The organism is Paenibacillus tarimensis (genome assembly GCF_021532315.1).
GTDB classification, from domain to species: Bacteria; Bacillota; Bacilli; order Paenibacillales; family Paenibacillaceae; genus Paenibacillus_I; species Paenibacillus_I tarimensis.
On sequence record NZ_JAKGAO010000012.1, the window covers coordinates 64,979 to 88,226 of the forward strand.

Below are 23,248 nucleotides of genomic sequence, written 5' to 3' on the forward strand. Positions count from 1 at the left end.
GACAAGAGGGACGCCATTGGCGTCCCTCCTTCTTGCATATCCATCCTATATTGTCTCCCCTGTTCCTTTCATCATTTCACTCAGCACCGACTTCACGGTCGATACCGGGATTGCAAAGCCTATTCCCTGAGCATCCGCACTTACCGCCGTATTGATACCGATTACCTCCCCCTTCATATTAAGCAGAGGTCCGCCGGAATTGCCTGGATTAATCGCTGTATCCGTCTGAAACAAATGCTCATAATTTCTTGTGCCCTGTTCATCTTCAATCGTAAAGGAGCGTTCCTTCGCGCTCAAAATACCAGTCGTAACGGTATAGTCGAGATCATAAGGGTTGCCGATGGCGATGAGCCAGTCCCCAGGAGCCGTCTCATCCGAATTCCCCATAGATAATGCCGGAAAACGGGTATCCCCTTCGATCTTCAACACTGCGAGATCAAGATCATACCGGCTCCCAACCAGCTTGGCGATGAACGGCTCATCATACCCCTGGACCGATACTTCAATGACGTCAGCGCCATTAATAACATGCTCATTAGTCAATATATAACCGGATTGGTCAAATAGAAAGCCCGTTCCAGTACCGCTATCCTGCAGCTCGCCGGCCGTCTCTCCTTGACTCCATCCCTGCTGCCATCTGCCCCCTTGACCTCGTGAACGGCTGGAGTACCCGTCATTCTGCCAATATGGTGAAACCGACTGAGCTTGCACCTTCGTTCCAATTCTGACGACTGCCGGATTTGCCGCTGCAACGATTTCGGCAACTGTTGGCGTGGCGGAAAGGCTGTATGACACTGGCTGAACCTGTTCGGACCCATTCATGCTTGCGATCATGCCCGCGGTATCAGCGGAGACACCAGTAAACCAATTATTCCTGTCTGCAGTGTAGGTAAAGCCGCCTATAGTCAGTGTTCCTGCCACAAATGCGGCAAACAGCTTGATCGCCGTTCCTCTTCGGGCTCTGCCCTGTGACCTCCCGCCCTCAGGATTAATGGATACAACTTCACCTTCAAGCACCGTTCCCTCGCTGGCAGCCGGATTCAAGGTTATTACAGTCTCCTGTAATTTATCGTTCTCATTCATCGTCTGTCCCTCCATTCCTGATAAACCCTATCATTCTTATTCGTCGTTAATAGAATTATAGGCTGCTAACCTGAACGCAGACTGAGACGAACCTTATACCAGCCTAAATGTTCCCTGAATGTAAGCTGAAAATGTAGGGAATGGAGGATGTGCAGACAGCAGAAAACCGCAGCGAAACAAGCGGCTGGGAAGCGCAGACATGCAGCTGCAGCTGTTCGGCAAGTCTCCGAAAACAACGTCGCTTCCATGACAAAAAGCCTGCAGTCCACCGCAAGCTCTTGAGTATCATATTAGAAAAAAGAAGCTATTCCTCAGTCCTGCCATAACTCAGCCATTCCTTCAATGTCATTTCCCCCTCGCCCATTACCCGAACGATATCGATATTCCAGCCGGAGAGAATGTCAGCAAGCTCCTTCTTACTGCGGTAAATCCGTTTGGAGGTTGTTTTGCCAAGCTCGATACACAGCTTCTCAATGATTACAGGCTCGCTGTCCGTAGGATGCAGAGTCGTACCCTCAGTCTTCCATTGAAAGGCGTCTGTCAGCTCCCCGTCCACGCAGTCGTCTTCGCCTAGCTCAGCAATCAGCCGGCGGATATTCTGGCGGCCCGCAGGAATCGTGACCTCAACCAAGGTTACGAAGCCGTCTCCCCATACCTCTACAACCTCCAGCTGCAGCTGTTCTTTCTCTGCCTTACGGTAACGGCACCACTTCTCTTCAGCCGAATAATTGTACCAGATATCTTCATCCAGCTGTTGGAACGTCCCCCGCCTTGTCTGGCTGCGGTTTAGATATATAATGAATTCAGCTATCTTCTCCATAAGTTGCCTCCTCATATGCAGCCCTTGACCCGTCTGGGCCGACTGGAGCGCTTCACCAGCTATATTACCATGTTTCGCAAATGAACAAAACAAAGAGATCGCTAAGTCCAAGGAAACGAAGTATAACGTCTGGCTTCCCTCGGAGCGATCTCTTCGAACTGCATGTCGTTACTTTCAATGGGGTTAGGAGCGCTGGTTTGTATGCAGCGGCTTTAGATTTGCTTCTATTGCTTCTCTGTGCGGTTCAAAATAAGGAGGCAAGGCCAACCCTTCCCCCAAATGCTCGAAATCCTCGTCCCCCTCAAAACCGGGGCCGTCAGTTGCCAGCTCAAACAAAATACCGTTAGGCTCGCGGAAGTATAGGGATCGGAAGTAATATCGTTCTACAAAACCCGAATTGGGAAGCCCGCTGGCTGAGATATGATCCACCCATTTGCGGAGCTCTTCTTCATTTTCAACCCGGAAGGCAACGTGGTGAACACTGCCTCTGCCCGGACGCTCCCGGGACAAATCTGCACGCTCGACCAGATAGACTTCAGCACCTGTACCGCCTTCACCTGTTGTGAACACGCGTATTGGCAGACCTTCTTCCCCTTCGAATGATTCAAGCTCGCGGTAGCCCATAACATCTACCAGTGTCCTAGCTGTGCGTTCCGGTCTGGACACGGTCAAGAAGACAGGCCCAAGACCAAGAATGCCGTGCCGGACTGGCACCGGGCTCTTCTCCCATGGCCGGCCGCCGGCAACACCCTCGTTATGCTCATCGGACACGAGCATCAACCGCTGCCCCTCGAAATCCCGGAATGCCAATGCCCGGCGTCCGTTAACATCCGATATCCCGTCATGCTCAACACCGCATTCTTCTAATCGCTGCTTCCAGTACTCCAAGGACGAATCATCCTTCACTCGCAGTGAAGTTATAGTAATACTATCGGTACCCGGAACAGTTGAGCCGGCACGCGGAATTTCAAAAAAGGTCAGATCCGTACCCGGATTTCCCCGTTCGTCAGCGTAGAAGAGATGATAAACTGAGGTATCATCCTGGTTTACGGTCTTCTTAACCAGTCTCATTCCAAGCGTTTGCGTGTAGAACGTATAGTTTTTCTCAGCTGAAGCCGTGATGGCGGAGACATGATGCTGCCCCTTGAGAGGTTTAAGTTCCATATGCAAGCGCTCCTTTATGGATTAATTTTCTTATTAGAATGCCCATTCTCCCTTTAGGAAGACAGCTTCTTTGCTGCCGTCAGCCGTAATCCCGTAGATATCCATCTCACCAGATCCAATCATGAAATCAACATGCGTGATGCTCGTATTCAGCCCCCGCTCGCGAAGCTGCTCCTGTGACATCCCCTTGCCGCCTTCCAGGCAGAAAGCATACGCGCTTCCAAGTGCCAGGTGATTGGAGGCATTCTCATCATAAAGCGTGTTATAGTACAAGATATTCGATTCGGAGATCGGAGAGCGGTGCGGCACAAGCGCAATCTCGCCAAGACGGGCCGAGCCTTCATCCATTGCCAGAAGCCCCTTCAGCGTTTCCTCTCCCTGCTCAGCCGTAGCTTCGGTTACACGCCCGTTCTCGAACGTCAGGGTAAACTTGTCAATAAGCGTTCCGCCGTAGCTGAGCGGCTTCGTTGAGGTTACCTTGCCGTTAACGCCTGCGGCAGATGGTGCCGTAAACACTTCTTCTGTCGGCATGTTGGCAACAAACGCAGTGCCCTTCTCGCTAATGCTGTCCGCCGCTACCCAAATATGCCCTTCAGGCAGCTCAATGGTAAGGTCTGTCCCAGGCGCTATGTAATGCAGCTTGTTGTACTTCTTCGCATTCAGATAATCGGACTTGGCGTTAAGGTTACGGATATGCTCCTGCCAAGCTGCAACCGGATCCTCTTGATCCACACGCACCGCCTTGAAAATAGCTTCCCACATCCGGCTGATGCGTTCCTGCTCAGGTACATCCGGAAATACCTTGGCCGCCCAGGCAGCTGAAGGTGCAGCTGCTATCGACCAGCTGAATTTATCGGACTGAACATATTGGCGGTATTTCGACATGGCCTTGCCATATGTCTTCTGGTAATTCATAATCCGCTCCTGCGGCACGCCGGCAAGCAGATCGGGGTTAGCCGACACAATATGAAGAACCGCTGCGTTATTTTCCACCAGCTCCAGCATTTCTCCCGCATACCATTTGGGTTCTTCCAGGAAAGATTCGTCAGCGGCCATATCATAGCGCAGGCGCGATACCACGTCATCCGACCAGTTCACCTTTACGAGATACGCCCCCGCTTCATAAGCCTTCTTGACTGCGAGCCGGACCAGCTCGGCTGAATCCAATGCAGCATTAATTACAAGCGTCTGGCCTGGCTGAATATTGATTCCCGTCCTCACAATCAGTTCAGCGTAACGGGCAAGTTTGGTTTGAAAGTCTGTCATTACTTACACTCCTCCATCGGGCAAACATCTATATTTTTGTTATTATCTCATCATTTTATGGGAAAACAAACCCGAAAGCAAAATTTCGGGCTGCCGCCCAGCACAGATACAAGCCCTGCGCGCCAGATTGGCGTACAGGGCTTGTATTTATCTTTATTGGTGAAACAACCGTTAGATTAAGACAAATGATTATTACGGTTCGTATCCTCGCTAGGCTGTACCGTCATATCGCCGTTAGTTGACGTCGGCTCGTCCTTCTTCTTGCGTTTGAACAACTTGAACAAGCCAGCTATAACAGCTATACCGATAAACCAGAATTTCTTGACAAACACCAGTATAACGGCGAGAAGACCCGCTTTTTTGGCTACAGCCAGTCCTGCTCCGCCCAGGATCAATCCGGCAAGACCGTAGTCAGCCTTTTTATCTGTCTCGGGATTGTAGTCACTGTAACGGTGACCCTCATTTACCGAATAGCTGGCAAGGATATCACGTTCGAAGGTTTGACGGTCCTTTTCAAGCGTTTCAGGTGAAGAAACGAGAATCGCGGATATGTAGCCTTCGCGGGTAAGCAGCCTCATATTATAATTCACAAGCTTGTTGTTACTGTTATCATGCAGGAGGAGAGACCACTTCAGACTGTGAAGCTCCGTGTCGTAGAAGGGCTCGACATCCCAGCCGTCGACGAACAGCCAGTTAGACTCATCCATCTCTTTATTTGCTTCCTTCTGTCCTTCCGTATAGCTCTCCAGCAGCGCATCGGCGTCAATCTCCTGCTGATCTGCGTCTTCAATATGACCTGAATCTTCATATTCGAAGTATACGATCCAGTCCTCATCTTCTGAGTTAGGAATCACAGCACCGATCTCCTTGTCACTAGGGATCATACCGTAGTACTCTTCGTATGCAATGGTATTAGGACCATCCAGGAATACGTAACCTTCTGGAACGACAATGGTCGCTTTATCACCGAGCTGTACGGTTTGGCCGCTTCCTTCCACCCATTCAAAATCTGGCTGCTCTGCATAGGCATTAGCTGGTGCAAGCAGGACGGTCAGCATCAGCAGCAATGCCAGACCGATGTTAGCTTTCCTTGTTGTCTGTTTCATTCATAAGCTCCTTTTGGAATTTGTTTCATACATTAGGATTATCGGTATAGAGAAGGAATTAATCAATAGAATTGTTCATTATTCTTCCTAAATTTTCATTAAAGACAGGCTCCTTCCATGCCATATTTCCTGACGTACAAGCATAGAATGGCACAGAGACAAGATACTTGGAGGATACAGATGATCGTTCAAAAACTATGGATTATGACCCTCGGTGGACTATTGATTGCATTGGCCATCAATCTGTTCATTCTGCCTTACCACATCACCGAAGGCGGTCTGATCGGCGTGGGGCTGCTGCTGAAGTACCTGCTCCATGTGAATGCCGGTGCGGCCATGCTCGTTATCAGCATCCCGATCTATGCAGTCGCTTGGTGGTACCGCAGACGGCTGGTCATCTATAACATTATCAGCGCCTTGATCACCGCCCTGCTTATCGATGCCGTGCATCTGATCCCCTACAAGCTCCCTCTGCATCCGCTTGCCAGCGCGATTATTGGCGGAATTATGATCGGAATGGGAGTCGGCATTATGCTCAGGCACAGCATTACAACCGACGGCATCGACCTGATCGCTCACCTGGTCAGCCGTATCGTCCGCATTAACGTCGGCATCGTCATATTTTTCCTCGATGTCCTCATCATCGGTGCGGGTTACTTCATCATGACGGAAAAACAATTCCTGTTATCGCTAATCACGATCACGGGAGTCGGGTTTATTACCCTTCTGCTTACTCATAACCATACCCAGCACCACTCCCCTGTCACTGACTAGATGTATAACTATGTAACAGCCGTTGACGCTCCCTGTCCTTTCCTTTATGATAAAATTTAACTGATTGGGCGATGGAGTTCGCCTTTAACCATCTTAGTGCCGATGACTCCTACCAGCCGTAAGCCCGAGCGCTTCGTTGGTAGGAGTCTCTTTATATGCGATCTGTTGTTGTCGTAACGGGTAAAGGGAGAGAGCTTAATGGGAAAGTACTCGCAAGCACGGAAGGTGAGGCTGCTGAAGGCAGCAAATAAGCGAATGCATGTTGCACTGCTTGGGGCATTGTTCAAGTGGACCTTGATTGGAGGTTTAGTGGGGGTGTTGACCGGTTCCGCTTCCGCACTATTCTTGGCCGGTCTGGACCTGGTTACGAATACACGCATGGCAAACCCGTGGCTGTTATGGCTGCTGCCGCTTGGAGGAGCTGGAATAAGCTTCCTGTATATGAAATTCGGGAAAGACTCTGCCAAAGGCAATAACCTGATTCTTGACCAGATTCATGGCGGCAGCGGAGCTATTCCATTTCGTATGGCGCCGCTAGTACTGCTAGGCACACTAACCACACATCTGTTCGGAGGGTCTGCCGGGCGTGAAGGCACCGCAGTTCAAATGGGCGGCAGCCTGGCTGACTGGTTCGGCCGGCTGCTGAAGCTTACTCCCCTCGACCGGAAAATCATTCTTATGTGCGGAATCAGCGGCGGATTCGGCTCCATCTTCGGGACACCGCTGGCCGGAACCCTATTCGCCTTAGAGGTGCTTGCATTCGGTCTTGTCAGCTATGAAGCGATTCTCCCTTGCTTTGCTGCCAGCTTTGTTGGCCATCTGGTAGCCTCGGCCTGGGGCATTGGTCATATCCATTACATGATTGGAGATATCCCTCCTTTGAGCCCTCTGCTTGTAGGTAAGGTTGTCTTCGCATCCATCCTGTTCGGATTGGCCGGTCTGTTGTTCAGCGAGCTTACACACGTTCTCAAACAGCTGTATGCCAGGTGGTTTAAAAATCCTGTCATCAAAAGCTTTGCCGGAGGCCTCATCGTTATTGCTCTTGTCTACCTGACTGGCAGCAGGGCTTATCTCGGACTTGGCATTCCGCTGATTCAGCAATCCTTCGAGGATTCCATGTCCCCCCTTGTCTTCCTGTTGAAGACATTGTTCACAGCCGTAACACTTGGAGCAGGCTTTCAAGGCGGCGAAGTAACACCGCTGTTCGTGATCGGCTCCACCCTTGGCAGTGCGCTGGCTGATATTCTCGCCGTTTCAGTGCCTTTTCTCGCGGCGCTCGGATTTGTGGCCGTTTTCTGCGGCGCGACCAACACACCAATTGCGTGCTTCATAATGGGTATAGAGCTGTTCGGATCAGAGGGCGCTGTCTATCTTTTCCTCGCCTGCATAATTAGCTACCTGTTCTCGGGGCACACCGGCATCTATACGTCCCAGCGGGTCGGCACTGCTAAATCCAGATTATTTGCTCCTCACCAGAATGCCAGCCTCGGCTCGATTCGTATACCGCAGAAGAGTGCTGACAAACGACCTTGACCTTGTGAGATCATTTAATCTTCAACCAAAGCAAAAAAAGCGGGATAAGCAAGGCAGAAAGCCTGTGCTACACCGCTTTTTTATATCATTGATCCGTTTACCGGAATACGCCTGCTCAGCTGCCTGCCTGCTCAAACCTTTTTAACATGATATATATATGATCGACTGATCCCATAGCGTACAGCCTGTCAACCGGACTGCCGTTCTCAAGCATGACCAGGCAAGGTACGCTTGCGATTTGCCATCGCTGACGCAATACGGGAGCAAAGGCAATTCCCATTTTCCGGACTGGCAGCCGCAGGCCGCTTGCTACAGCTACCTGCACCATCTTCTCCGCTACCCGGCAAGTTCCGCACAGCTCACTAATAAACAATACCGCTTGCTTGCGGTAGCGCTCGATAGAAGGAACGTCAGACTCAAGCAGCTCCGCTTCCCTCAGTTCCTCCAACGCCTCAAGCATCCCCTCACTACGACTGCTTGACATCTGCTGTCATCCTTTCTCTTACTCATCTGCTATATAACCGCTGGGCTGTTGTCTAACCAACAAACGGATGAGGGACATTTCCCTTATAATTTTACAATTGCATGCCCTTCTCTGATAAGCGCTTCCGAGGCCTCAACTAACCGGTCAGATTTAACAAGCAGATAATCGGTATCAAAGGTGGATACTGCGAAGATACTGATCTTCTGCTCGGCCAGCGGCCGTCCGTTTCGTGCTGGTGCGTATGGACCAAGAGCTTATCATCAGCTGTTGTGCTAGTTCAACTGTAATAACATCTTGTAAATTGTCTGCTTTGCGTGGCTTCTTGTCCACTGTGCGGATCCTGCTCCCTTCATGTCTTTTTAGATTTCCACAAGAAAGCCGCTTGGTTCTAATTGGTCCGACTCCATAATAATAGCGGTAAGCCCTTGCTCCGTCGTGACTTCATGCCATTCGCCAGGCGCCCAGTATACAGCCTGCCCGGTAGTCACAAGCCTCCGATCTTCATCCGCGGCGCTTACCCAGCCCTCCCCGTTTACCACTAGAAACAGTTGAGGGACAGCAGCCTCATGTCCGCCGATCCTTCCGCCGGGACCAAGGTATACGCATCCCGTCTGGAACACGCTAACCTGCTTGTCAAGCATCTTGATAACCGGTGTAATCCGCATCTCCCTGCTTCCGAAATGCTCCACTTTCTTGCCGACTCGTTCATCATACCGAAAAACTTTCATCTATATCCTTCCTTCTTCTATGTATATAGCATACTGGGGTCTGACGCTTCAGTCAGCCGAAGATGCGCCGCCCGGTTGCCAATCTTCCCTCAGCATGCCGTAAACCACATGATCCACGTAATGATCGTAAAGCCACTCTGCCTGTCTGACGATCCCTTCCTGGACAAAGCCAAGCCGCTCAGGGATTGCTCTGCTCTTCACGTTCCGGACGGCTGCCCGGATTTCTACCCGGTTTAGCAGCAGCTCATTAAACACATAATCAATTAATGTCCGGCAGGCAGCTGTCATAGTCCCTCTGCCCACATAATCCTCACTTAGCCAATAGCCGATCGTCGTCTTCCGGTTGGACCAATCAATATGGTTCAACGAAACACAGCCTGCCAGCCTGCTTTGCTGGAATATCCCCAGATATAGGCCATGGTTCTCGGCAAAGGTCTTCAGAGACATACGGATGAATTCCCTGCTCTGTTCAACAGATACGGTGCCATCAAGCCACGGCAGCCACTCTCTTAACCGGCTCCTGTTGGAATCCACCAACAAGAACATTTCTTCAGCATGCCTGTTTTCCAGAAGCTTTAACTCCAGATCATCATTTATTTTGCAGCTAAGCATTGAATCCCCTCGCCCTCAGCTTAATTTTTTAATAATCATATACACGAACGTTGTCCGTCAAGTTTAATTTTCGAAGACTGTCTCTTTTAGACGAATGGAACCAACAATTTGTTCCATAATATCCATGCTGGTGCACTAATGCGATCAGGACCGTGGATATCCCCCTTGCAACCTTTCCCAAGCCTGCTCCGTCTATGAAGCCGTCTACAACAATGTTTAGGGAGATGGTCTTACATGATAAACAAGAAAAAATGGCTAATAGCCCTCACAACTGCTGGTGTTCTAGCGGCAACTCCTGTATTAAGCGCCCGTGACATGACTGAGCATGTGAACGGTCTGCTTCGCGGGGATGTACTCGTCAAAATTAACGGAGCCGATACGTCCTTACATCCTGTCTATATCGATGGCAGAGCTTATCTTCCTGTCAGAGAAGCCGCGTCAACAATGGGCTATGAAGTCCACTGGAAGGGAAGCGAGATTGAATTGAATAAGCAGGAGGAGGATGAAGCTGAGGCTATGCTTCAGATGAACGGAATTATCGTCAATTCGGAAACCAAAGGGGATTCGGTGCGGCTTGAGGTTCTGGGACACGGCCCGAATAACTGGATGTTTCTTACTATTGATAAGAATACCTGGCTCACTGATTTAGAGGGCAACCAGGCAGATTGGAGCAGCCTGAAAGAAGGCACGCAGATCACCGCCGAATATGGTCCAATCATCGCAATGAGCTATCCTGGACAGTCGCATGCCGCCGCCGTTCAGATCGGCACCCAGCGGCATGTACAAGAGAATGTTGTTGCTTCTGTGGACAATCATGCTGGTGACGGCTGGAGGATTCAGTTGGCAGAACAGAACGGGGATGCTTCGAAGCCGGCTCTTGTTCTCAATGCCGGGAAGGAAACGATGCTCGTTGACCGGGAAGGCCGGGATGTTCCATGGACACAGCTTAAGCCGGGAATCAAAGTACGTTCTTATTATGGACCGGCCATGACGAAGAGTATCCCGCCGCAAAGTCCAGCTCACCTGATTGTTGTCCTGGACGATACGCTGGAGCAAAGCACAGAAGCAGAGTATCAGGAATTAGCATGGTCTTATGTGCCCGATACAGATAAGAATCAACTGATAACGAAGCGTGGAGAAGCCGAAATCAGGCTAATTGCAGCAGGAGATGCATCAATTATGGCAGCAGACGACAAGCAGAAGGAGATTCTCGCCAAGCTTGCTGCAGAAGGCGTGAAGGTTGTTGCGGCTACCTATCGTACAGAGATGGATGCTCTTATCGGGCCGCTGACCGTAGTGATCAATCCGGAATCCAAGGAACTCATCGGCTTCTTTATCCGCATGTAATCCCGTTTATTACCAGCAGTTAAGGCAATAAACCGATAGCCGACCGGGCAACCTAATGCTGGTGTCTACAGACCATTAGGAGGCGATCGTCATGCAGAGCATCGAGCTGAGACCGGATATGAAGACATCAGGCGGCGAAATTAACGATATCATGATTGGCGGGCGTTACGCGGGAAGTCTGACACTATTGTACCGTGAAGGCGACCGTGTCGCTGGCTCTATCCAGCTGGAGCAGGAGTCCCTGAATAATTCCGATAAGGATCGCCTGATCGACTATCTGCAGCAGTATATCCAATCCTATATTCATGCCATAAGCGCACGTGAGTGCGATGTCATAGTGACTTACAGCAGCTATGATAAGATTGTGACCACCGCACCCGAGACGGAGTTCGCCCTTGAGCCAGCGGAGCAGGAGGAACAAATTCAGATTCTGGATATTGTTGATGATGAAGCTGGTGAAGAAATATGGGCAGAAGCAGAAGCGGAATATGATCTCGTGGTCGTGCGAGAGAACAATCATGAAGTGGAATACCATGTTTACGACGCTGACGGAAACTGGGCGGCTGAGGCCTTCATCAGACCCGGGCTTGACGTCAGCGGCCGGATTCGCTGGGTTTATCAGCCAGACGATGAAGAAATCGAGCTAATCACCGAGCTGCTGATCTCTGATTTTGACGACAACGAAGTTGATTCCTTCACCTTTGAGCATTACTACGAGGATCAACTAATCGACACGTTCGAGCTGACCCATGAGGACCTGATTGAAACTCCTGTCGAACTGATTGGTGACGACGCCGAGGAAGACTACAGCGTTATCCTTGCACGCGATGATGGCGACATCCTGACTTACGAAATATACAAGCAAAGCGCAGGCGGCCTCCCGATCGGTACGGCAACGGTCGATATCGAACGCCGGATGCTTACCGGATATATAGATTTTCAGGACAGCCGGACTATAGAGGATGCAGAGTTAATCGCCTCCCTGCTTATGAGGGAGCTGGACAAGGAGAAGGATTACGATGGTCTTAACCTATCGCTTATGTACAGGAATGAGCGGGTGGACGAGATCGCTTTTGAGAATGAAACGGTGCATTAAACCTATCATCATCCAATAATCCATTAACTAAAGGAGGCACTTACCGTGGAGATAAAAGATGCTGTAAAGGGCTCCTCCAACAATGGTCCGAAGGCTCGCCAATCACAGCCGAAAGTCGTTGCAAAAATGCAGGCAGACGAGAAACTGAAGGACCCCAAACAGGCTGCTGAGCAGGATGGCTATCCGGGATCATGCCAATTCTAGTCAGCTGGATGTAATAAAAAAGACGGCAGACCTTATCTATCCGTAAAGGGTGGCAGGTCTGCCGTTCTGCATTAATTCATTATATAGACCGCTAACAGCTTAGCAGTGTTCACAACAGCGTCGAGATGGGTCCGCTCCATACTGTGTGATGCATGAACCCCCGGACCCAGTAGAGCCGCTCGAATATTGCTCCCTCCGCTTAAGGCAGCGGATGCGTCCGAGCTGTAGCGCGGGTAGATATCTACTGCGTATGGAATATGCTCTCGCTTCGCGAGTTCAATCAGCCTGCCGGTCATCTCGTAATCGTAAGGTCCTGAGGAGTCCTTCGCACATATGGAGACATCCTTCTCAGTAGTTGTTAGATCATCGCCGATCGCACCCATGTCTACAGCGATGAATTCCGTAATATCTCCCGGGATACTGGCACTGCCATGCCCGACTTCTTCATAGGTCGAGAAGAGGAACCGGATCGTGCGATCCGGCTTGAAGTTTGCACGTTTTAGCCACTCCAGCAACCCAAACAGGGCTGCAACACTTGCCTTATCATCGAGATGGCGGGATTTAATCAGGCCATTGTCCAGCACCCTTGTTCGCGGATCCCAAGAGATAAAATCTCCGGCAGAAATACCTAGCTGCTCCGTTTCTTCCTTGCTGGTAACCCATTCATCCAGCCGGATTTCCATATTCTCTTCCTCACGCTTCAAATCCCTTGCGTCCGTGTACACATGGACAGATGGCTTCGTGCTAAGAACGGTTCCTTCATACGTCCTGCCGCTGCGTGTATGAATAAGACAATATTCATTCTCAACCGAGTGCATACTGTATCCGCCGACAGGCGTAAATCGCAGAGCACCGTTTGACTTGACCGACCGTACCATAGCGCCTAGCGTATCCACGTGAGCTGTTATACCAAGCGCTCCCTTATTGCTCTGACCATCGCCGGGTATGGTAATCATACCGTTTCCCTTCGGCGTGAATTCCATAGCATAACCCAGCTTCTCCGCTTCTTGTGCCAGCAGCTTCATGATCTGCATGCAGAAGCCGGTTGGACTTGGTGTTCCCAGCAGCTTCTGCAGGGTGTCTAGCGTATAGGATGAATTAATATCGGGATTCATGGATGATGTCATTGATTGGCCTCCATCTTGTCTTATTACCATCCATTATGCCACGGACGACAGCTAGCTGCAAAACGTTTGTGGAAATAATTAGCAAACTTTGTATAATAAGTGGAATAAGCGGGAGTTCACGGGGTACCCTATAAGAAAAACCAGCGGAGGACATTACTCTTATGAAGAGAACAGCTCAAGATGAAAAAGACGTCGCCTGTTGAAGCATTATTGTGGTCTATTGCCCTTCCAGGTTTTGGTCAGCTGCTTAATAGGCAGTATCTCAAGGGAGTAACCCTTATTATCCTGGAATTTGTCATTAATTTGGGATCGAATTTAAATACCATCATCATGGACAGCTTTCAAGGAGACACGCTTGCTGCCGTGAGACACACCAATTACCAATGGCTCTTGTTCTACCCTTGTGTCTATATGTTTGCAATCTGGGACGGATTCAAGGATGCCGGAGGCGGAAGAACCTCCCCTTATGCCGCCTTCCCTTTTGTATTCTGTGCTTTCTTTGGTACAACCGGTATGTTCTATTCCGATCGTTTCCGGTTCATGAACATCCTTCTGGGCCCAGTCTGGCTGCCAATGGCCGCCGCTTTTCTCGGAGTGGGCTTCGGCTTCCTGCTGAAAGCAATGCTCGACAGAAGATATAATCAGAGATCTGAGCCGATTCATCGCCCGCCTTCATAATTTATATGCAGGAGGGCGTTATCCATCATATGCCGGGCAGCAAAAGTCCGGTTCCCGTTTACATCGGCTCGATCCTGTGGCATATCCGTTTGAGCAAACCCGGGTCATGACTGATGATGAGCATGCCAATATTTCTTTCCCGGGCAAGCTCAAGCATGGCATGCCAGATTTGGACTTGGGTTACGGCATCAAGCATAGCTGTCATCTCATCTGCTATCAGGTATTTGGTTTCTGGGCCGAGAGCTCTAGCTATACAGCAGCGCTGCAGTTCACCGCCCGAGAGTTCTGCAGGTACACGGTCCAGCCACTTCTCCTCTATACCGAGACTTTGCAAAGTTAGCCAATCAGGCTGCCAGCCTTCTTGAATGGTCCGCCGCATACGCCATCGCGGATTTACCGCTTGCTCGGGATGCTGGAAGACCATCTGAACGGGATGGTACCCGCGTGCTGTCCGGACCGATCTCCCGTCCAGAGTGACGGTACCCTCGTGGGGCTGCAGGTACCCTGCCAAGATGCGGGCTAGTGTTGTCTTGCCTGAGCCGCTAGGGCCTTGGAGACCTACAACCTCTCCCCGGCTGACCGCAATCTCCCGCCCGCGCAGCAGCCATGCACCGTTTCGCCCATAGCGGTAAGATAAGCCTTTACCTTCAAGAAGCATGGCATCTCACCCATCCTTTCATGACTTCACGCATGCCGGGCAGCTCCTCCCGGCATCTCGCAGTTGCCAGTTCACAACAAGCCGCTAGCGGGCAGCCTGGGCCTTCCTGGCCGCCGCTAACCTTTCTGAAGGAAGCCTGGGGCAGACTAAAGTTATTAGCCGGAAGGGAATTCCAGAGCGCCCTGCTGTATGGATGTCGGATCATCTCTCCCCTGCCGCTGAAATGGGAGGCCGGCAGCCATTCAACCGTCATACCGGCATTCATAACTGCTATCTTGTCCGCTCCCGTGACTGCTGACTCCAAGTCATGTGTTATCAGCAGAACGGCATGTCCTTGATCGGCAAGCTCCCGAAACCATCTCATCGTCTCAGCCACATCCTCAGCCTGCATGCCAGGGGTAGGCTCATCGGCAATGATCAGTCTGGCACCGCTTACGAACGCAGAGGCTGCCATTATCCGCCTTGCCATGCCGCCCGACAACTGGTGTGGATACATAAGCTCGACTTCACGCTCCAGTCTGTACCGCCGGAATGCTTCCCGCTGCAGCTTAAGGGGATCACTACTACGGGCAGCCAAGCGAACCTGAGTTCCAGACCTCATAAGGGGATCCAGGTAAGTAACCGACTGCGGAACCAGTATGATATCCTCTCCTCGAAGCCTTGCCTGCTTGGCGGGGGTCAATATCTCCCCTCTATAGCGGATGCTGCCCCCTACCTTCGCATTAACCGGCAAAATGCCGAGAATGGCATGTGCAAGCAGACTTTTCCCTGATCCGCTGGCACCAACAACAGCAGTGATCTCGCCGGCTTCGAGCGTAAGATCAAGCTGGCGTACCGGCATAATTACTTCTCTGCGCAGCCAGCCGGTATACCGTGTAAATGATATGGATAAGTTCTCGGCCTGTAGTATATTCATTCGCTTCACCTCCTCGAAAAAAGTTGTACGTTTATACCGATGCTAAAGCCGTTCATATTGCTGGGGGTCAAGCAGCCGCTGCGTATGGCTGCCAAGCACATCGAAGATACGAACGGCCACCAGCAAGGCAGCGCCGGGTAATACAGCAAGCCACCACATGCCTGATGAGAGATAACGCATGGACTCGGACAGGATAATACCGACAGCCGGCTGATGAGGCGGCAGTCCCAGCCCAATGAAGGTAATAGCCGCCTCGTGCAGAATAGCATGCGGGAACAGCAGAAGTCCGCCAACCACAAGCTGCGGCAGCAGATGCGGCAGCAAGTGCCGCCCGGCAATCCAGAACAGCGAACGCCCGAGACGCCGGGAGACAAGCACATACTGGGCTGTCATCAGCTGCATAGCCTCCGCACGAATCAGCCTGGCCAGCGCCGGCCAGTGGGTCAGTGCAATGCCAATCACGATCCCCTTCATGCCTCCCCCGCATACAAAAGCGGTCAAGATTAGGGCAACCAGATGCGGAACGCTCAGGAACAGGTCCATGAGCCACGAAATGAAGCGATCCGCCTGGCGACCGAGAAGCGCCGCGGATATACCAAGAACAGCAGCTATCATCGCACTGCATACCGCCCCTGTTAAACCCGTCTGGATGCTAAGGAGCAGCCCCTTCATCGTTCGGGCAAACATATCTCTGCCCAGCCAGTCTGTCCCAAACAGGTGTTGGAGAGATGGTTGAAGATTTCGGTTCTCAAGCTGCACTGTCATGGCAGCCGGGTCTGTCAGCCAGCCTGCAATCAACATCACCAGGAGCAGGACAGCCGCTGAGAGCAGAATCATTAAACTGTGTCGTTTGTAATCGGTTGTATACGCAGCTGACTGTGTATGAACCCGGGCAGAAGCATCAAACGATACGCGAGTCATGCTCATACCCCCTCATTCTGGGATCAACCAGCCGGTACAGGACATCAGCTGCCGTGTTGCCGGCAAAGACGAAGAGAGTGCTGAACAGCACCAGCCCCATTAATAAGGGAACATCCCCTCGCAGTCCCGCTTGTACAGTGGCCTGACCTAAACCGGGGTAAGTAAATACCTGTTCAGCCAGTACTGCCCCGCCGAACAACTCACTAATGGATGCCAGCTGCAGGGACATCGCCGGCAGCGCAATATTGCGCAGCCCATGATTGCGGTACAGCTGCCAGCCCCGTTCTCCCTTCGCTCTCGCGTACAGTATATAATCACTATCCAGGACATTAATCAGCTTCTGCCGGGTATGCAGCGCGACCGCTGAGATACCTGTGATACTTAATGCAGCTGCCGGCAGCAGCATATGCCGGATGCGGTCAGCGATTGTGATATGCTCCGCAGCAACACCGGCCGGAACACCAAGCCCGGCAGGAAGCCAGCCTAACCAGACTGCAAACACCATCAGCAGCAGGAGTCCGAGCCAGAATGACGGTGTCGATGCGAGGGTGTGGCACACCCATTGAATGGACCGGTCCAGCCGCCCTCCCCTGTTCATGGCAGCCGCACTGCCTGCCGCAAAGCCGAACAGCCCTGATAGCAGCCATGCAGCAGCCATTAGTGTAAGAGAGTACCAGAAGCGCTGGCCGATCACCTCTACTACCGGCTCTCTATAGATCATAGAATTGCCGAAGTCACCCTGCATAATAGCGCCAGCCCACCTGAGAAAACGTTCCACGGGCGGCTGGTCAAGCCCCCAATAAGCGGCTATTTCCTCCCGCTGTTCGGCTCCTACCTTCATCATATCAGCGCCTATGTAAGCCTGCACAGGATCGATTGGAGACCAGCTGATGAGGGCAAAAGTTATAATACTGACCGCTGCCAGCAAAGATGCAAGACGAATCAATTTACCGCACGCATATTTAAGCCATCCCGGCGCACCCATCCCCAATCACTCATCCTTCCAATGCCATTCCGAGATATTGTCCGTTATCGGCCATCCGTGTCCATGGGGCTGAATACGCTGCCTGCCGATGTCGAGTCCCTCACGAACGAGATAGAGATGATCGATATTGACCAGCCAGGCCCATGGCGCATCACCGGCTGCAGATAATCCGTTCTGTCCGTCCCACTGTGCATTCTTCCAGTACGCCAGCGCTTCTTCCTCGGTCAGGGCATGCATTGCTTTATTAAGCCACCGGTCCACTTCCGGGTTGCTGTAATAGCCGGGATTATAATACTCCACCCCCATGAAGCTGCTGCTGTAGAGATTATACATCTCCAGAGGATCATGACTTCCCCAGCCGAATAACACTGCGCTTTCATGCATGCCCTGCTCAATATCCTCCCAGCTCTTACCTTCGACGATCATATGAATTCCCGCTTTCTTAACCATTTCGGCGGCGGCAAGTGCCAGCGATTGCCGGATAACATCACCCGCTGGATACAGGAGGACAAATTCAGCCTTGAGCCCGTCCTTTTCCCTGATACCGTCTCCGTCGGCATCCCGCCAGCCGCCATCCTCCAACAGCGAGCTTGCCCTCTCCGGCTCGTTATCCCTAATGATGGTCTGTTCATTCCACCACGGAAGGCCGTCACTTGCTGTGTATGCCGGTGAGCCATGTCCTTCCAGTATGCCGTCTACGAGACCCTGCCTGTCTACTGCCACATTCACCGCCTGGCGGATGGCCGGGTCACTTGTAACATCATTGCCGACAGGCCTGCCGTCAGCTGTCCGGTCGCCTGAAGGCACGTAAGGAAACATGATGCCGCGGTTATCCACGCTATGTACAGACTCAAGCCGCATGCCCGGCACCTTCGTACCGCTTAAGGAAGCCGGGATGTAAGCCAGATCTACTTCCCCGGCTCGTGCCGCGGCATAAGCCGCATCCTCACCCAGGAACAGAAATGTAATCTGCTCGAAGCCAGGCTTCTGACCATAATAGTCCGGATTCGCATCGACAATGATCTGTTGACCGCGGTCCCACTGCTTTAGCACATAAGGGCCTGAGCCGATTGGTCTGAAAGCATACTGCTCGTCGTATGCATGCTCCGGAATTATGCCCGTCGTGATAAGCCTGGCAATAAAGGTCGATTGAGGCTGTTTAAGACGGAACGAAACCGTATACTCGTCCTTTACCACGACCTGATCAAGATTTGTCAAATCGACAATTGAGGCAGAATTGCGCACCGTTTCAAATGTAAACTTGACATCTCTTGCGGTTAAAGGCTGGCCGTCCGAGAAGACAGCATCCTTACGGATCTCCACCGTCCAGGTAAGCCCGTCACCGCTTACTGTCCAACCCGTCGCCAGATCATTCACAATCTTCAAGTCATTGTCGCGCTTCAGCAGCGTACTCTGGAACAGCGGCGACCCATAAAGTCCCCAGCCGGCCGCAGGATCAAAGCCGCCTTCAGGCTCTGACCCGACCGCGATGACAAGCTTATCCGGCCGTTCAGCTGCTTCGGTTCCGCCTTCCTGCCCTGAACACCCTGATAATAATGCCATTACCGCAGCAATCCATACGAACAAGAGACAGCCTCTGCTCATTTTCTCACTATAACTAGAAGTCACTATCCCCACTCCACTCTTAAACTGACGTATATATGCCACAGCTCACACATTCGTAACACGTATGTTAGGAATAGTAACACAGTTTATCCGATTTTGCATTATAAAAAAAGCCGCCCCTTACTCATCATCTGAGTATAAGGAGCAGCTTTTCTCTCTGTTATGGTGTGTTTTACATATAATTACGAATTAATTGGTCCAGCTTTTGTGCGAGCGGCTCTATTCCTCCGCTAACATCGTCCGGATAAATGCGGAATTGCACCCTTGTCTCATCCAGATCAAAAAGCTTGGCAAGCCCGCGTGCTTTGCGGTCGATCTCCATGAATACTTCCACATAATCCGGATGCGGCTTAAAAATCAGCTCGAGTTCATCCAAACCCCGGAATTGGGGTCCAGGAACATATTCGAATTCCTGGAAGAACTTAAAGCCAAAGCGTGACCGCGGATCATACTTGCAGTCCGCCTCCCTCATACGGAAGCCAAGATACGTAAGAGCATCAAGAATGTGGGCAACCAGATAGGTTGGCTCAATTTCTATAACATCATCATCCGATGCATCCAGAGCACTTGCAATATCCAGGCCGGTCTGTACCCATATCCGCGTCCTGCCCGCTGTAATCGGCGTAACATAAGGCACGACAAAGGAAAAAGGAATCTCCCTTGTTTCGTTTTCCTGAATTGTGAATGCCTCGTTAAGCGCAAACCTGCCGATCGTGCCGCGCTCGCGTACAGTCTGGTCATTGGTCTCACGCGTGTAGGTCGTCACCAGCTGGAGCTGAATCTCATTAATCTGTTGGGCTGTGGAGCCGCCTTTAACGATGACTCTTCCTGTAAGCTCTTCGCCTGCCCGGACACTTCCGGAAGGCGCATCCAGAATTGTATCTACCCTGGCCGAGCCAACACCGACCGAGGCCATGATTTTCTTGAACAATGACATGTGACCACTCTCCTTAAGATTACTGACTGAAGGCATGCAAGTGAAAATTCACTCATGCGTAAGCACGGTCATACATATTCGTGTTATGTATCCTGTTGTTCTTCGTGGCGCTATAAATCGGAATGATGCTCCTCCACGCCGGGTGATACGGCATAGGTGACAGAGAGCTCAGCGTAGATGACACCCTTCTGCACCTGGATCTGCTGATGAAGCTTGCGCAGGCTGTTCAGTGCCCCCTTAACCGCTATGACCTCCAGGCATTGATCATGGTTGAGATGTACATGCATGGTTGAGATAATGTCATGGTGGTGATGATGTTGAATATCCATCAGCAGCAGAGGGAGCTCGCTTACATGATGGTCGTATACGAGGACAATTGTACCAGCAACCAAGTCATCGCTATGCAGGCCGGACGGCTCAAGCAGAGCCTTCCGGGCAAGATCACGAATTGCCTCCGAACGATTGCGGTAGCCCTGTTCAGCAATATACCGGTCGAATTGCTCGATTAACGCCGCGGGAAAAGATACCCCGAACCGGGTTAGCTCATCCTTTTCTCCCATTCAATCCCCTGCCCGTCTTATTTGCTCCAAAGTTTACCACAGCTCTCATGGACCGGCAATAAGGGCCAAATTCATTGGTAACAAGCTGGACATTTTGTTATACTTTAATAACTATAGTTTCGATCTGAACTATACTTTCTCAAGTATTCCACTATTTCTACTGATAGGAGTGACAGCATGTTCAAACTGGGTGTATTAGATCAATCACAGATTGGGGAAGGACGGACAGCTCCAGATGCGCTGAAGGAGACGACAAGGCTTGCACAGGAAGCCGACAAGCTCGGTTACTCACGGTACTGGGTTTCCGAGCATCACGCCTCCCGTTCACTTGCCCACTCCAGTCCCGAAGTGCTGATAGCCCACCTGGCTTCCGCTACCTCGCGCATCCGTCTGGGCTCAGGAGGAGTCATGCTGCCCCATTACAGCGCCTATAAGGTAGCCGAGAATTTCCGTCTGCTTGAAGCCCTTCACCCCGGACGTATTGATGTTGGCCTGGGCAGAGCTCCTGGCGGCATGCCGATTGCAACCAGAGCGCTGCAGGAAGGCAAATACATGCATATCGATGAGTATCCCCAGCAGATTACCGACATGATCGGGTACCTGCATGATTCGCTCGGCCCCGATCACCGGTTTGCCGGACTGCATGCCTCGCCCGCCATTGACACGGCACCGGAGATGTGGCTGCTCGGCTCCAGCGGAGAGAGTGCCAAGATAGCCGCGAGACTCGGTCTATCCTTCGGGTTTGCCCAGTTCTTCGGCACACCGGGCGGCGAAGATGCTGTGAGGTACTACAAGGATAACTTCCGTCCATCTCCGCTGAACGAGAAGCCTTATGCTCTTGCAGCTGTGCTGGCTGTATGTGCAGATACCGAGGAGGAGGCAAACCGGCTCGCTACGAGCACGGACCTATTCTTCCTGCGGCTTGAACAGGGACTCGAACTTTCCTACTTCCCTTCCGTGGAAACCGCACACGACTATCCATACACAGAGTATGACCTGCAGCGTATCCGCATGGCGCGCCACCGGCGTATCGTAGGTAATCCCGCACAGGTCAAGAAACGACTGGAAGAGCTTGCAGAGCAGTATCAGGCCGACGAACTTCTGATCGTCAGTCCGATCCATAATTTTGCGGCCCGTATTCATTCGTATCGCCTGATTGCAGAAGCTATGAACCTATAGTCTTCTTCCGTATAAGGAGCCTAAGGGGCTATTCGGCATAATACATGAAGCCGATGGCCCCTTCTCCCGTATGGGTCGTAATTACAGGTGTAGCCGGGCGTATCCGGACTTCAGTATCTGTCAGCTTGCGGATTTCATCTCGAAGCCCCTCGGCAAGCGGCAGGTTGTCCGCATGGGAGATTCCAATGCCCTTGACTACCCTGCCTTTAATATCCTGCTCGAATTTCTCCATGAGCGTCTTCACAATTCGCGAAGCAGTCCTTACTTTCGTTACCGGCGTATAGACGCCCTTTTCCAACGAGGCAATCGGCTTAATACTGAGGAATGAACCGATCCACCCCGCCGCTTTACCAATTCGGCCGCCTTTTATTAAATTATCCAATGTATCTACCACAACGAATAGGGATGTATGATCCAAAATTTCCTTTAACCGCTGCTTGATCGCATCCATTGTCCTTCCGTCACACGCCATCAGAGCCGCCTCAACCACCTGAAACCCTAATCCCTGAGAGATCATCTGCGAGTCTATTACCTCAACACGGCTTTGGGTCATGCCTGCTGCCGCACAAGCGGTTGAATAAGTTCCGCTCATCCCGCTTGTCATATGAATGGACAGAATCGTATCTCCATTTGCCCCGAGCCGGTCATACGTCTCAATGAAGGAGCCGATAGAAGGCTGTGATGTCTTCGGGAGCCCTTCCGTCTGCTTCATTTTGCTGAGAAAATCAAGCGGGTCTATCGTAACACTGTCCAGATAAGTTTCACCACCGACCAGCACGGTCAGCGGTATAATCTCTACATTAAGCGCTTTAAGCAGATCTTCAGGCAAGTCGGTCGTTGAATCGGTTACAATTTTGATTCCTGGCATATACTAGCTCCTTTCAGCAGTAGGATTACAGTTGCTGTTAACGATCCTGAGATGTATTGTTCATCCTAATTTCACACTGAACTAAATACTAGTAACAGCCAACTATATCATCATACCTTATTTACCCGCGCCTTTGCATGATGATTCTCATATACACAAAACGCCGGCTCCAGCATGATGCCGGGCCGGCGGAATAAATATTATAAGCTTGTCTTGCCCCTGTCTACTTAGCGAGTTATCGGGCGGTCTCCATGCCGGACGGCACAGCGCTCCCGCTCTTACGTGCTGCCAGATTAGCAAGCGTAACCAGTGCGATCTCACGTACGGTCAGCTCAGACAGCAGCCCTTCATCCATGCCGATATAGTGACAATCCTCCTCCCGCATGCTATACGCGAAGAAAAGAGGAGCGCCTGCACCCCCTCCGTCTTCCTCATCTGGGAGAATTCCTCCTGCTACCTCACAGCCGTTCAGGTCAAAGTAATGCGCATACTGCGGCAAGAGGGACAGTGCGTAATCACATTTTTGTTTAAGATGCTCCATTCTACCACTCCCTTATGAACTAACAAGCGGATTTA

At 51.4% G+C, this 23,248-nt stretch carries 26 protein-coding genes and 1 riboswitch; of the genes, 7 read left to right on the forward strand and 19 right to left on the reverse strand.

Annotated features, from left to right (window positions below; all coding sequences use genetic code 11):
• Nucleotides 1–45: 45 nt before the first annotated feature.
• The 5 genes from L1N82_RS13445 to L1N82_RS13465 form a co-directional block, all read right to left on the reverse strand.
• On the reverse strand, nucleotides 46–1,083 hold the full coding sequence (locus tag L1N82_RS13445) for a S1C family serine protease (protein WP_235287949.1): 1,038 nt from the start codon (nucleotides 1,081–1,083) through the stop codon (nucleotides 46–48).
• 304 nt (nucleotides 1,084–1,387) lie between these two features.
• The gene (locus L1N82_RS13450; protein ID WP_235287951.1) at nucleotides 1,388–1,903 is read right to left on the reverse strand and encodes a hypothetical protein; all 516 of its coding nucleotides are present in this window, start codon (nucleotides 1,901–1,903) and stop codon (nucleotides 1,388–1,390) included.
• Nucleotides 1,904–2,086: 183 nt separating this feature from the next.
• Nucleotides 2,087–3,067 carry a ring-cleaving dioxygenase gene (locus L1N82_RS13455; RefSeq protein ID WP_235287952.1) on the reverse strand — a complete coding sequence of 327 codons (981 nt, stop codon included), beginning with the start codon at nucleotides 3,065–3,067 and terminating at the stop codon, nucleotides 2,087–2,089.
• Between the two features lie 33 nt (nucleotides 3,068–3,100).
• Nucleotides 3,101–4,333: an aminopeptidase gene (locus tag L1N82_RS13460; RefSeq protein WP_235287954.1), complete on the reverse strand. Its 1,233-nt coding sequence runs from the start codon at nucleotides 4,331–4,333 to the stop codon at nucleotides 3,101–3,103.
• A 176-nt stretch (nucleotides 4,334–4,509) separates the two neighbouring features.
• On the reverse strand, nucleotides 4,510–5,439 hold the full coding sequence (locus tag L1N82_RS13465; RefSeq protein ID WP_235287956.1) for a DUF2167 domain-containing protein: 930 nt from the start codon (nucleotides 5,437–5,439) through the stop codon (nucleotides 4,510–4,512).
• Between the two features lie 180 nt (nucleotides 5,440–5,619).
• Between L1N82_RS13465 and L1N82_RS13470 the strand changes: the two genes are divergently transcribed.
• Both L1N82_RS13470 and L1N82_RS13475 read left to right on the forward strand, forming a co-directional pair.
• Nucleotides 5,620–6,213 (forward strand): YitT family protein, encoded by a 594-nt coding sequence (locus L1N82_RS13470; protein ID WP_235287958.1) that lies wholly within the window; start codon nucleotides 5,620–5,622, stop codon nucleotides 6,211–6,213.
• Between the two features lie 58 nt (nucleotides 6,214–6,271).
• Nucleotides 6,272–6,332, forward strand: a riboswitch (Fluoride riboswitch).
• A 79-nt stretch (nucleotides 6,333–6,411) separates the two neighbouring features.
• Nucleotides 6,412–7,746 carry a voltage-gated chloride channel family protein gene (locus L1N82_RS13475; protein WP_407946753.1) on the forward strand — a complete coding sequence of 445 codons (1,335 nt, stop codon included), beginning with the start codon at nucleotides 6,412–6,414 and terminating at the stop codon, nucleotides 7,744–7,746.
• Nucleotides 7,747–7,861: 115 nt separating this feature from the next.
• On the opposite strand, the gene L1N82_RS13480 is transcribed toward L1N82_RS13475, so the two are convergent.
• From L1N82_RS13480 to L1N82_RS13495, 4 genes are all read right to left on the reverse strand, one after another.
• Complete coding sequence (locus L1N82_RS13480; RefSeq protein WP_235287960.1) at nucleotides 7,862–8,230, reverse strand: thioredoxin family protein; 369 nt, start codon at nucleotides 8,228–8,230, stop codon at nucleotides 7,862–7,864.
• A gap of 83 nt (nucleotides 8,231–8,313) precedes the next feature.
• A complete protein-coding gene (locus L1N82_RS13485) occupies nucleotides 8,314–8,445 on the reverse strand; it encodes an ACT domain-containing protein (RefSeq protein ID WP_268821979.1) in 132 nt (43 codons plus the stop codon).
• A 144-nt stretch (nucleotides 8,446–8,589) separates the two neighbouring features.
• On the reverse strand, nucleotides 8,590–8,958 hold the full coding sequence (locus L1N82_RS13490) for a cupin domain-containing protein (RefSeq protein WP_235287961.1): 369 nt from the start codon (nucleotides 8,956–8,958) through the stop codon (nucleotides 8,590–8,592).
• A gap of 48 nt (nucleotides 8,959–9,006) precedes the next feature.
• Entirely contained in the window at nucleotides 9,007–9,570 is a 564-nt protein-coding gene (locus L1N82_RS13495) for a GNAT family N-acetyltransferase (protein ID WP_235287962.1), read from the reverse strand.
• Nucleotides 9,571–9,804: 234 nt separating this feature from the next.
• Between L1N82_RS13495 and L1N82_RS13500 the strand changes: the two genes are divergently transcribed.
• The 3 genes from L1N82_RS13500 (at nucleotide 9,805) to L1N82_RS13510 (ending at nucleotide 12,217) form a co-directional block, all read left to right on the forward strand.
• Nucleotides 9,805–10,917 carry a copper amine oxidase N-terminal domain-containing protein gene (locus L1N82_RS13500; protein WP_235287963.1) on the forward strand — a complete coding sequence of 371 codons (1,113 nt, stop codon included), beginning with the start codon at nucleotides 9,805–9,807 and terminating at the stop codon, nucleotides 10,915–10,917.
• A 91-nt stretch (nucleotides 10,918–11,008) separates the two neighbouring features.
• The gene (locus L1N82_RS13505; protein WP_235287964.1) at nucleotides 11,009–12,013 is read left to right on the forward strand and encodes a hypothetical protein; all 1,005 of its coding nucleotides are present in this window, start codon (nucleotides 11,009–11,011) and stop codon (nucleotides 12,011–12,013) included.
• A 45-nt stretch (nucleotides 12,014–12,058) separates the two neighbouring features.
• On the forward strand, nucleotides 12,059–12,217 hold the full coding sequence (locus tag L1N82_RS13510) for a hypothetical protein (protein WP_235287965.1): 159 nt from the start codon (nucleotides 12,059–12,061) through the stop codon (nucleotides 12,215–12,217).
• A 71-nt stretch (nucleotides 12,218–12,288) separates the two neighbouring features.
• On the opposite strand, the gene L1N82_RS13515 is transcribed toward L1N82_RS13510, so the two are convergent.
• Nucleotides 12,289–13,332, reverse strand: a complete 1,044-nt coding sequence (locus L1N82_RS13515; protein ID WP_235288220.1) for a M42 family metallopeptidase — start codon at nucleotides 13,330–13,332, stop codon at nucleotides 12,289–12,291.
• Nucleotides 13,333–13,524: 192 nt separating this feature from the next.
• Between L1N82_RS13515 and L1N82_RS13520 the strand changes: the two genes are divergently transcribed.
• Nucleotides 13,525–14,022, forward strand: a complete 498-nt coding sequence (locus L1N82_RS13520) for a hypothetical protein (RefSeq protein WP_235287966.1) — start codon at nucleotides 13,525–13,527, stop codon at nucleotides 14,020–14,022.
• A gap of 58 nt (nucleotides 14,023–14,080) precedes the next feature.
• Here L1N82_RS13520 and L1N82_RS13525 read toward each other — a convergent pair whose 3' ends face one another.
• The 7 genes from L1N82_RS13525 to nikR form a co-directional block, all read right to left on the reverse strand.
• A complete protein-coding gene (locus tag L1N82_RS13525; protein WP_235287967.1) occupies nucleotides 14,081–14,680 on the reverse strand; it encodes an ABC transporter ATP-binding protein in 600 nt (199 codons plus the stop codon).
• Entirely contained in the window at nucleotides 14,670–15,596 is a 927-nt protein-coding gene (locus tag L1N82_RS13530) for an ATP-binding cassette domain-containing protein (protein ID WP_235287968.1), read from the reverse strand. The genes L1N82_RS13525 and L1N82_RS13530 overlap by 11 nt, the downstream gene beginning before the upstream one ends.
• Before the next feature lie 42 nt (nucleotides 15,597–15,638).
• Nucleotides 15,639–16,433 (reverse strand): ABC transporter permease, encoded by a 795-nt coding sequence (locus L1N82_RS13535; RefSeq protein ID WP_407946757.1) that lies wholly within the window; start codon nucleotides 16,431–16,433, stop codon nucleotides 15,639–15,641.
• 64 nt (nucleotides 16,434–16,497) lie between these two features.
• The gene (locus tag L1N82_RS13540) at nucleotides 16,498–17,502 is read right to left on the reverse strand and encodes an ABC transporter permease (protein WP_235287969.1); all 1,005 of its coding nucleotides are present in this window, start codon (nucleotides 17,500–17,502) and stop codon (nucleotides 16,498–16,500) included.
• Between the two features lie 6 nt (nucleotides 17,503–17,508).
• Complete coding sequence (locus L1N82_RS13545; RefSeq protein ID WP_407946758.1) at nucleotides 17,509–19,107, reverse strand: ABC transporter substrate-binding protein; 1,599 nt, start codon at nucleotides 19,105–19,107, stop codon at nucleotides 17,509–17,511.
• 193 nt (nucleotides 19,108–19,300) lie between these two features.
• The gene (locus L1N82_RS13550) at nucleotides 19,301–20,065 is read right to left on the reverse strand and encodes a sporulation protein (RefSeq protein ID WP_235287970.1); all 765 of its coding nucleotides are present in this window, start codon (nucleotides 20,063–20,065) and stop codon (nucleotides 19,301–19,303) included.
• Between the two features lie 110 nt (nucleotides 20,066–20,175).
• Nucleotides 20,176–20,625: a nickel-responsive transcriptional regulator NikR gene (nikR, locus tag L1N82_RS13555; protein WP_235287971.1), complete on the reverse strand. Its 450-nt coding sequence runs from the start codon at nucleotides 20,623–20,625 to the stop codon at nucleotides 20,176–20,178.
• A 177-nt stretch (nucleotides 20,626–20,802) separates the two neighbouring features.
• Here nikR and L1N82_RS13560 point away from each other — a divergent pair, with 177 nt between their 5' ends.
• On the forward strand, nucleotides 20,803–21,804 hold the full coding sequence (locus tag L1N82_RS13560; protein ID WP_235287972.1) for an LLM class flavin-dependent oxidoreductase: 1,002 nt from the start codon (nucleotides 20,803–20,805) through the stop codon (nucleotides 21,802–21,804).
• A gap of 28 nt (nucleotides 21,805–21,832) precedes the next feature.
• Here L1N82_RS13560 and L1N82_RS13565 read toward each other — a convergent pair whose 3' ends face one another.
• Complete coding sequence (locus tag L1N82_RS13565; RefSeq protein WP_235287973.1) at nucleotides 21,833–22,672, reverse strand: DegV family protein; 840 nt, start codon at nucleotides 22,670–22,672, stop codon at nucleotides 21,833–21,835.
• Nucleotides 22,673–22,907: 235 nt separating this feature from the next.
• Nucleotides 22,908–23,213, reverse strand: a complete 306-nt coding sequence (locus L1N82_RS13570) for a hypothetical protein (protein ID WP_235287974.1) — start codon at nucleotides 23,211–23,213, stop codon at nucleotides 22,908–22,910.
• Nucleotides 23,214–23,248 lie beyond the last annotated feature (35 nt).

What these genes read in the sequence shown, in the direction of transcription:
- L1N82_RS13445 (WP_235287949.1), bottom strand. Translation starts at nt 1,083, where the DNA reads ATGAATGAGAACGATAAATTACAGGAGACTGTAATAACCTTGAATCCG.
- L1N82_RS13450 (WP_235287951.1), bottom strand. Translation starts at nt 1,903, where the DNA reads ATGGAGAAGATAGCTGAATTCATTATATATCTAAACCGCAGCCAGACA.
- L1N82_RS13455 (WP_235287952.1), bottom strand. Translation starts at nt 3,067, where the DNA reads ATGGAACTTAAACCTCTCAAGGGGCAGCATCATGTCTCCGCCATCACG.
- L1N82_RS13460 (WP_235287954.1), bottom strand. Translation starts at nt 4,333, where the DNA reads ATGACAGACTTTCAAACCAAACTTGCCCGTTACGCTGAACTGATTGTG.
- L1N82_RS13465 (WP_235287956.1), bottom strand. Translation starts at nt 5,439, where the DNA reads ATGAAACAGACAACAAGGAAAGCTAACATCGGTCTGGCATTGCTGCTG.
- L1N82_RS13470 (WP_235287958.1), top strand. Translation starts at nt 5,620, where the DNA reads ATGATCGTTCAAAAACTATGGATTATGACCCTCGGTGGACTATTGATT.
- L1N82_RS13475 (WP_407946753.1), top strand. Translation starts at nt 6,412, where the DNA reads ATGGGAAAGTACTCGCAAGCACGGAAGGTGAGGCTGCTGAAGGCAGCA.
- L1N82_RS13480 (WP_235287960.1), bottom strand. Translation starts at nt 8,230, where the DNA reads ATGTCAAGCAGTCGTAGTGAGGGGATGCTTGAGGCGTTGGAGGAACTG.
- L1N82_RS13490 (WP_235287961.1), bottom strand. Translation starts at nt 8,958, where the DNA reads ATGAAAGTTTTTCGGTATGATGAACGAGTCGGCAAGAAAGTGGAGCAT.
- L1N82_RS13495 (WP_235287962.1), bottom strand. Translation starts at nt 9,570, where the DNA reads ATGCTTAGCTGCAAAATAAATGATGATCTGGAGTTAAAGCTTCTGGAA.
- L1N82_RS13500 (WP_235287963.1), top strand. Translation starts at nt 9,805, where the DNA reads ATGATAAACAAGAAAAAATGGCTAATAGCCCTCACAACTGCTGGTGTT.
- L1N82_RS13505 (WP_235287964.1), top strand. Translation starts at nt 11,009, where the DNA reads ATGCAGAGCATCGAGCTGAGACCGGATATGAAGACATCAGGCGGCGAA.
- L1N82_RS13515 (WP_235288220.1), bottom strand. Translation starts at nt 13,332, where the DNA reads ATGAATCCCGATATTAATTCATCCTATACGCTAGACACCCTGCAGAAG.
- L1N82_RS13520 (WP_235287966.1), top strand. Translation starts at nt 13,525, where the DNA reads ATGAAAAAGACGTCGCCTGTTGAAGCATTATTGTGGTCTATTGCCCTT.
- L1N82_RS13525 (WP_235287967.1), bottom strand. Translation starts at nt 14,680, where the DNA reads ATGCTTCTTGAAGGTAAAGGCTTATCTTACCGCTATGGGCGAAACGGT.
- L1N82_RS13530 (WP_235287968.1), bottom strand. Translation starts at nt 15,596, where the DNA reads ATGAATATACTACAGGCCGAGAACTTATCCATATCATTTACACGGTAT.
- L1N82_RS13535 (WP_407946757.1), bottom strand. Translation starts at nt 16,433, where the DNA reads ATGATTCTGCTCTCAGCGGCTGTCCTGCTCCTGGTGATGTTGATTGCA.
- L1N82_RS13540 (WP_235287969.1), bottom strand. Translation starts at nt 17,502, where the DNA reads ATGGGTGCGCCGGGATGGCTTAAATATGCGTGCGGTAAATTGATTCGT.
- L1N82_RS13545 (WP_407946758.1), bottom strand. Translation starts at nt 19,107, where the DNA reads ATGAGCAGAGGCTGTCTCTTGTTCGTATGGATTGCTGCGGTAATGGCA.
- L1N82_RS13550 (WP_235287970.1), bottom strand. Translation starts at nt 20,065, where the DNA reads ATGTCATTGTTCAAGAAAATCATGGCCTCGGTCGGTGTTGGCTCGGCC.
- nikR (WP_235287971.1), bottom strand. Translation starts at nt 20,625, where the DNA reads ATGGGAGAAAAGGATGAGCTAACCCGGTTCGGGGTATCTTTTCCCGCG.
- L1N82_RS13560 (WP_235287972.1), top strand. Translation starts at nt 20,803, where the DNA reads ATGTTCAAACTGGGTGTATTAGATCAATCACAGATTGGGGAAGGACGG.
- L1N82_RS13565 (WP_235287973.1), bottom strand. Translation starts at nt 22,672, where the DNA reads ATGCCAGGAATCAAAATTGTAACCGATTCAACGACCGACTTGCCTGAA.
- L1N82_RS13570 (WP_235287974.1), bottom strand. Translation starts at nt 23,213, where the DNA reads ATGGAGCATCTTAAACAAAAATGTGATTACGCACTGTCCCTCTTGCCG.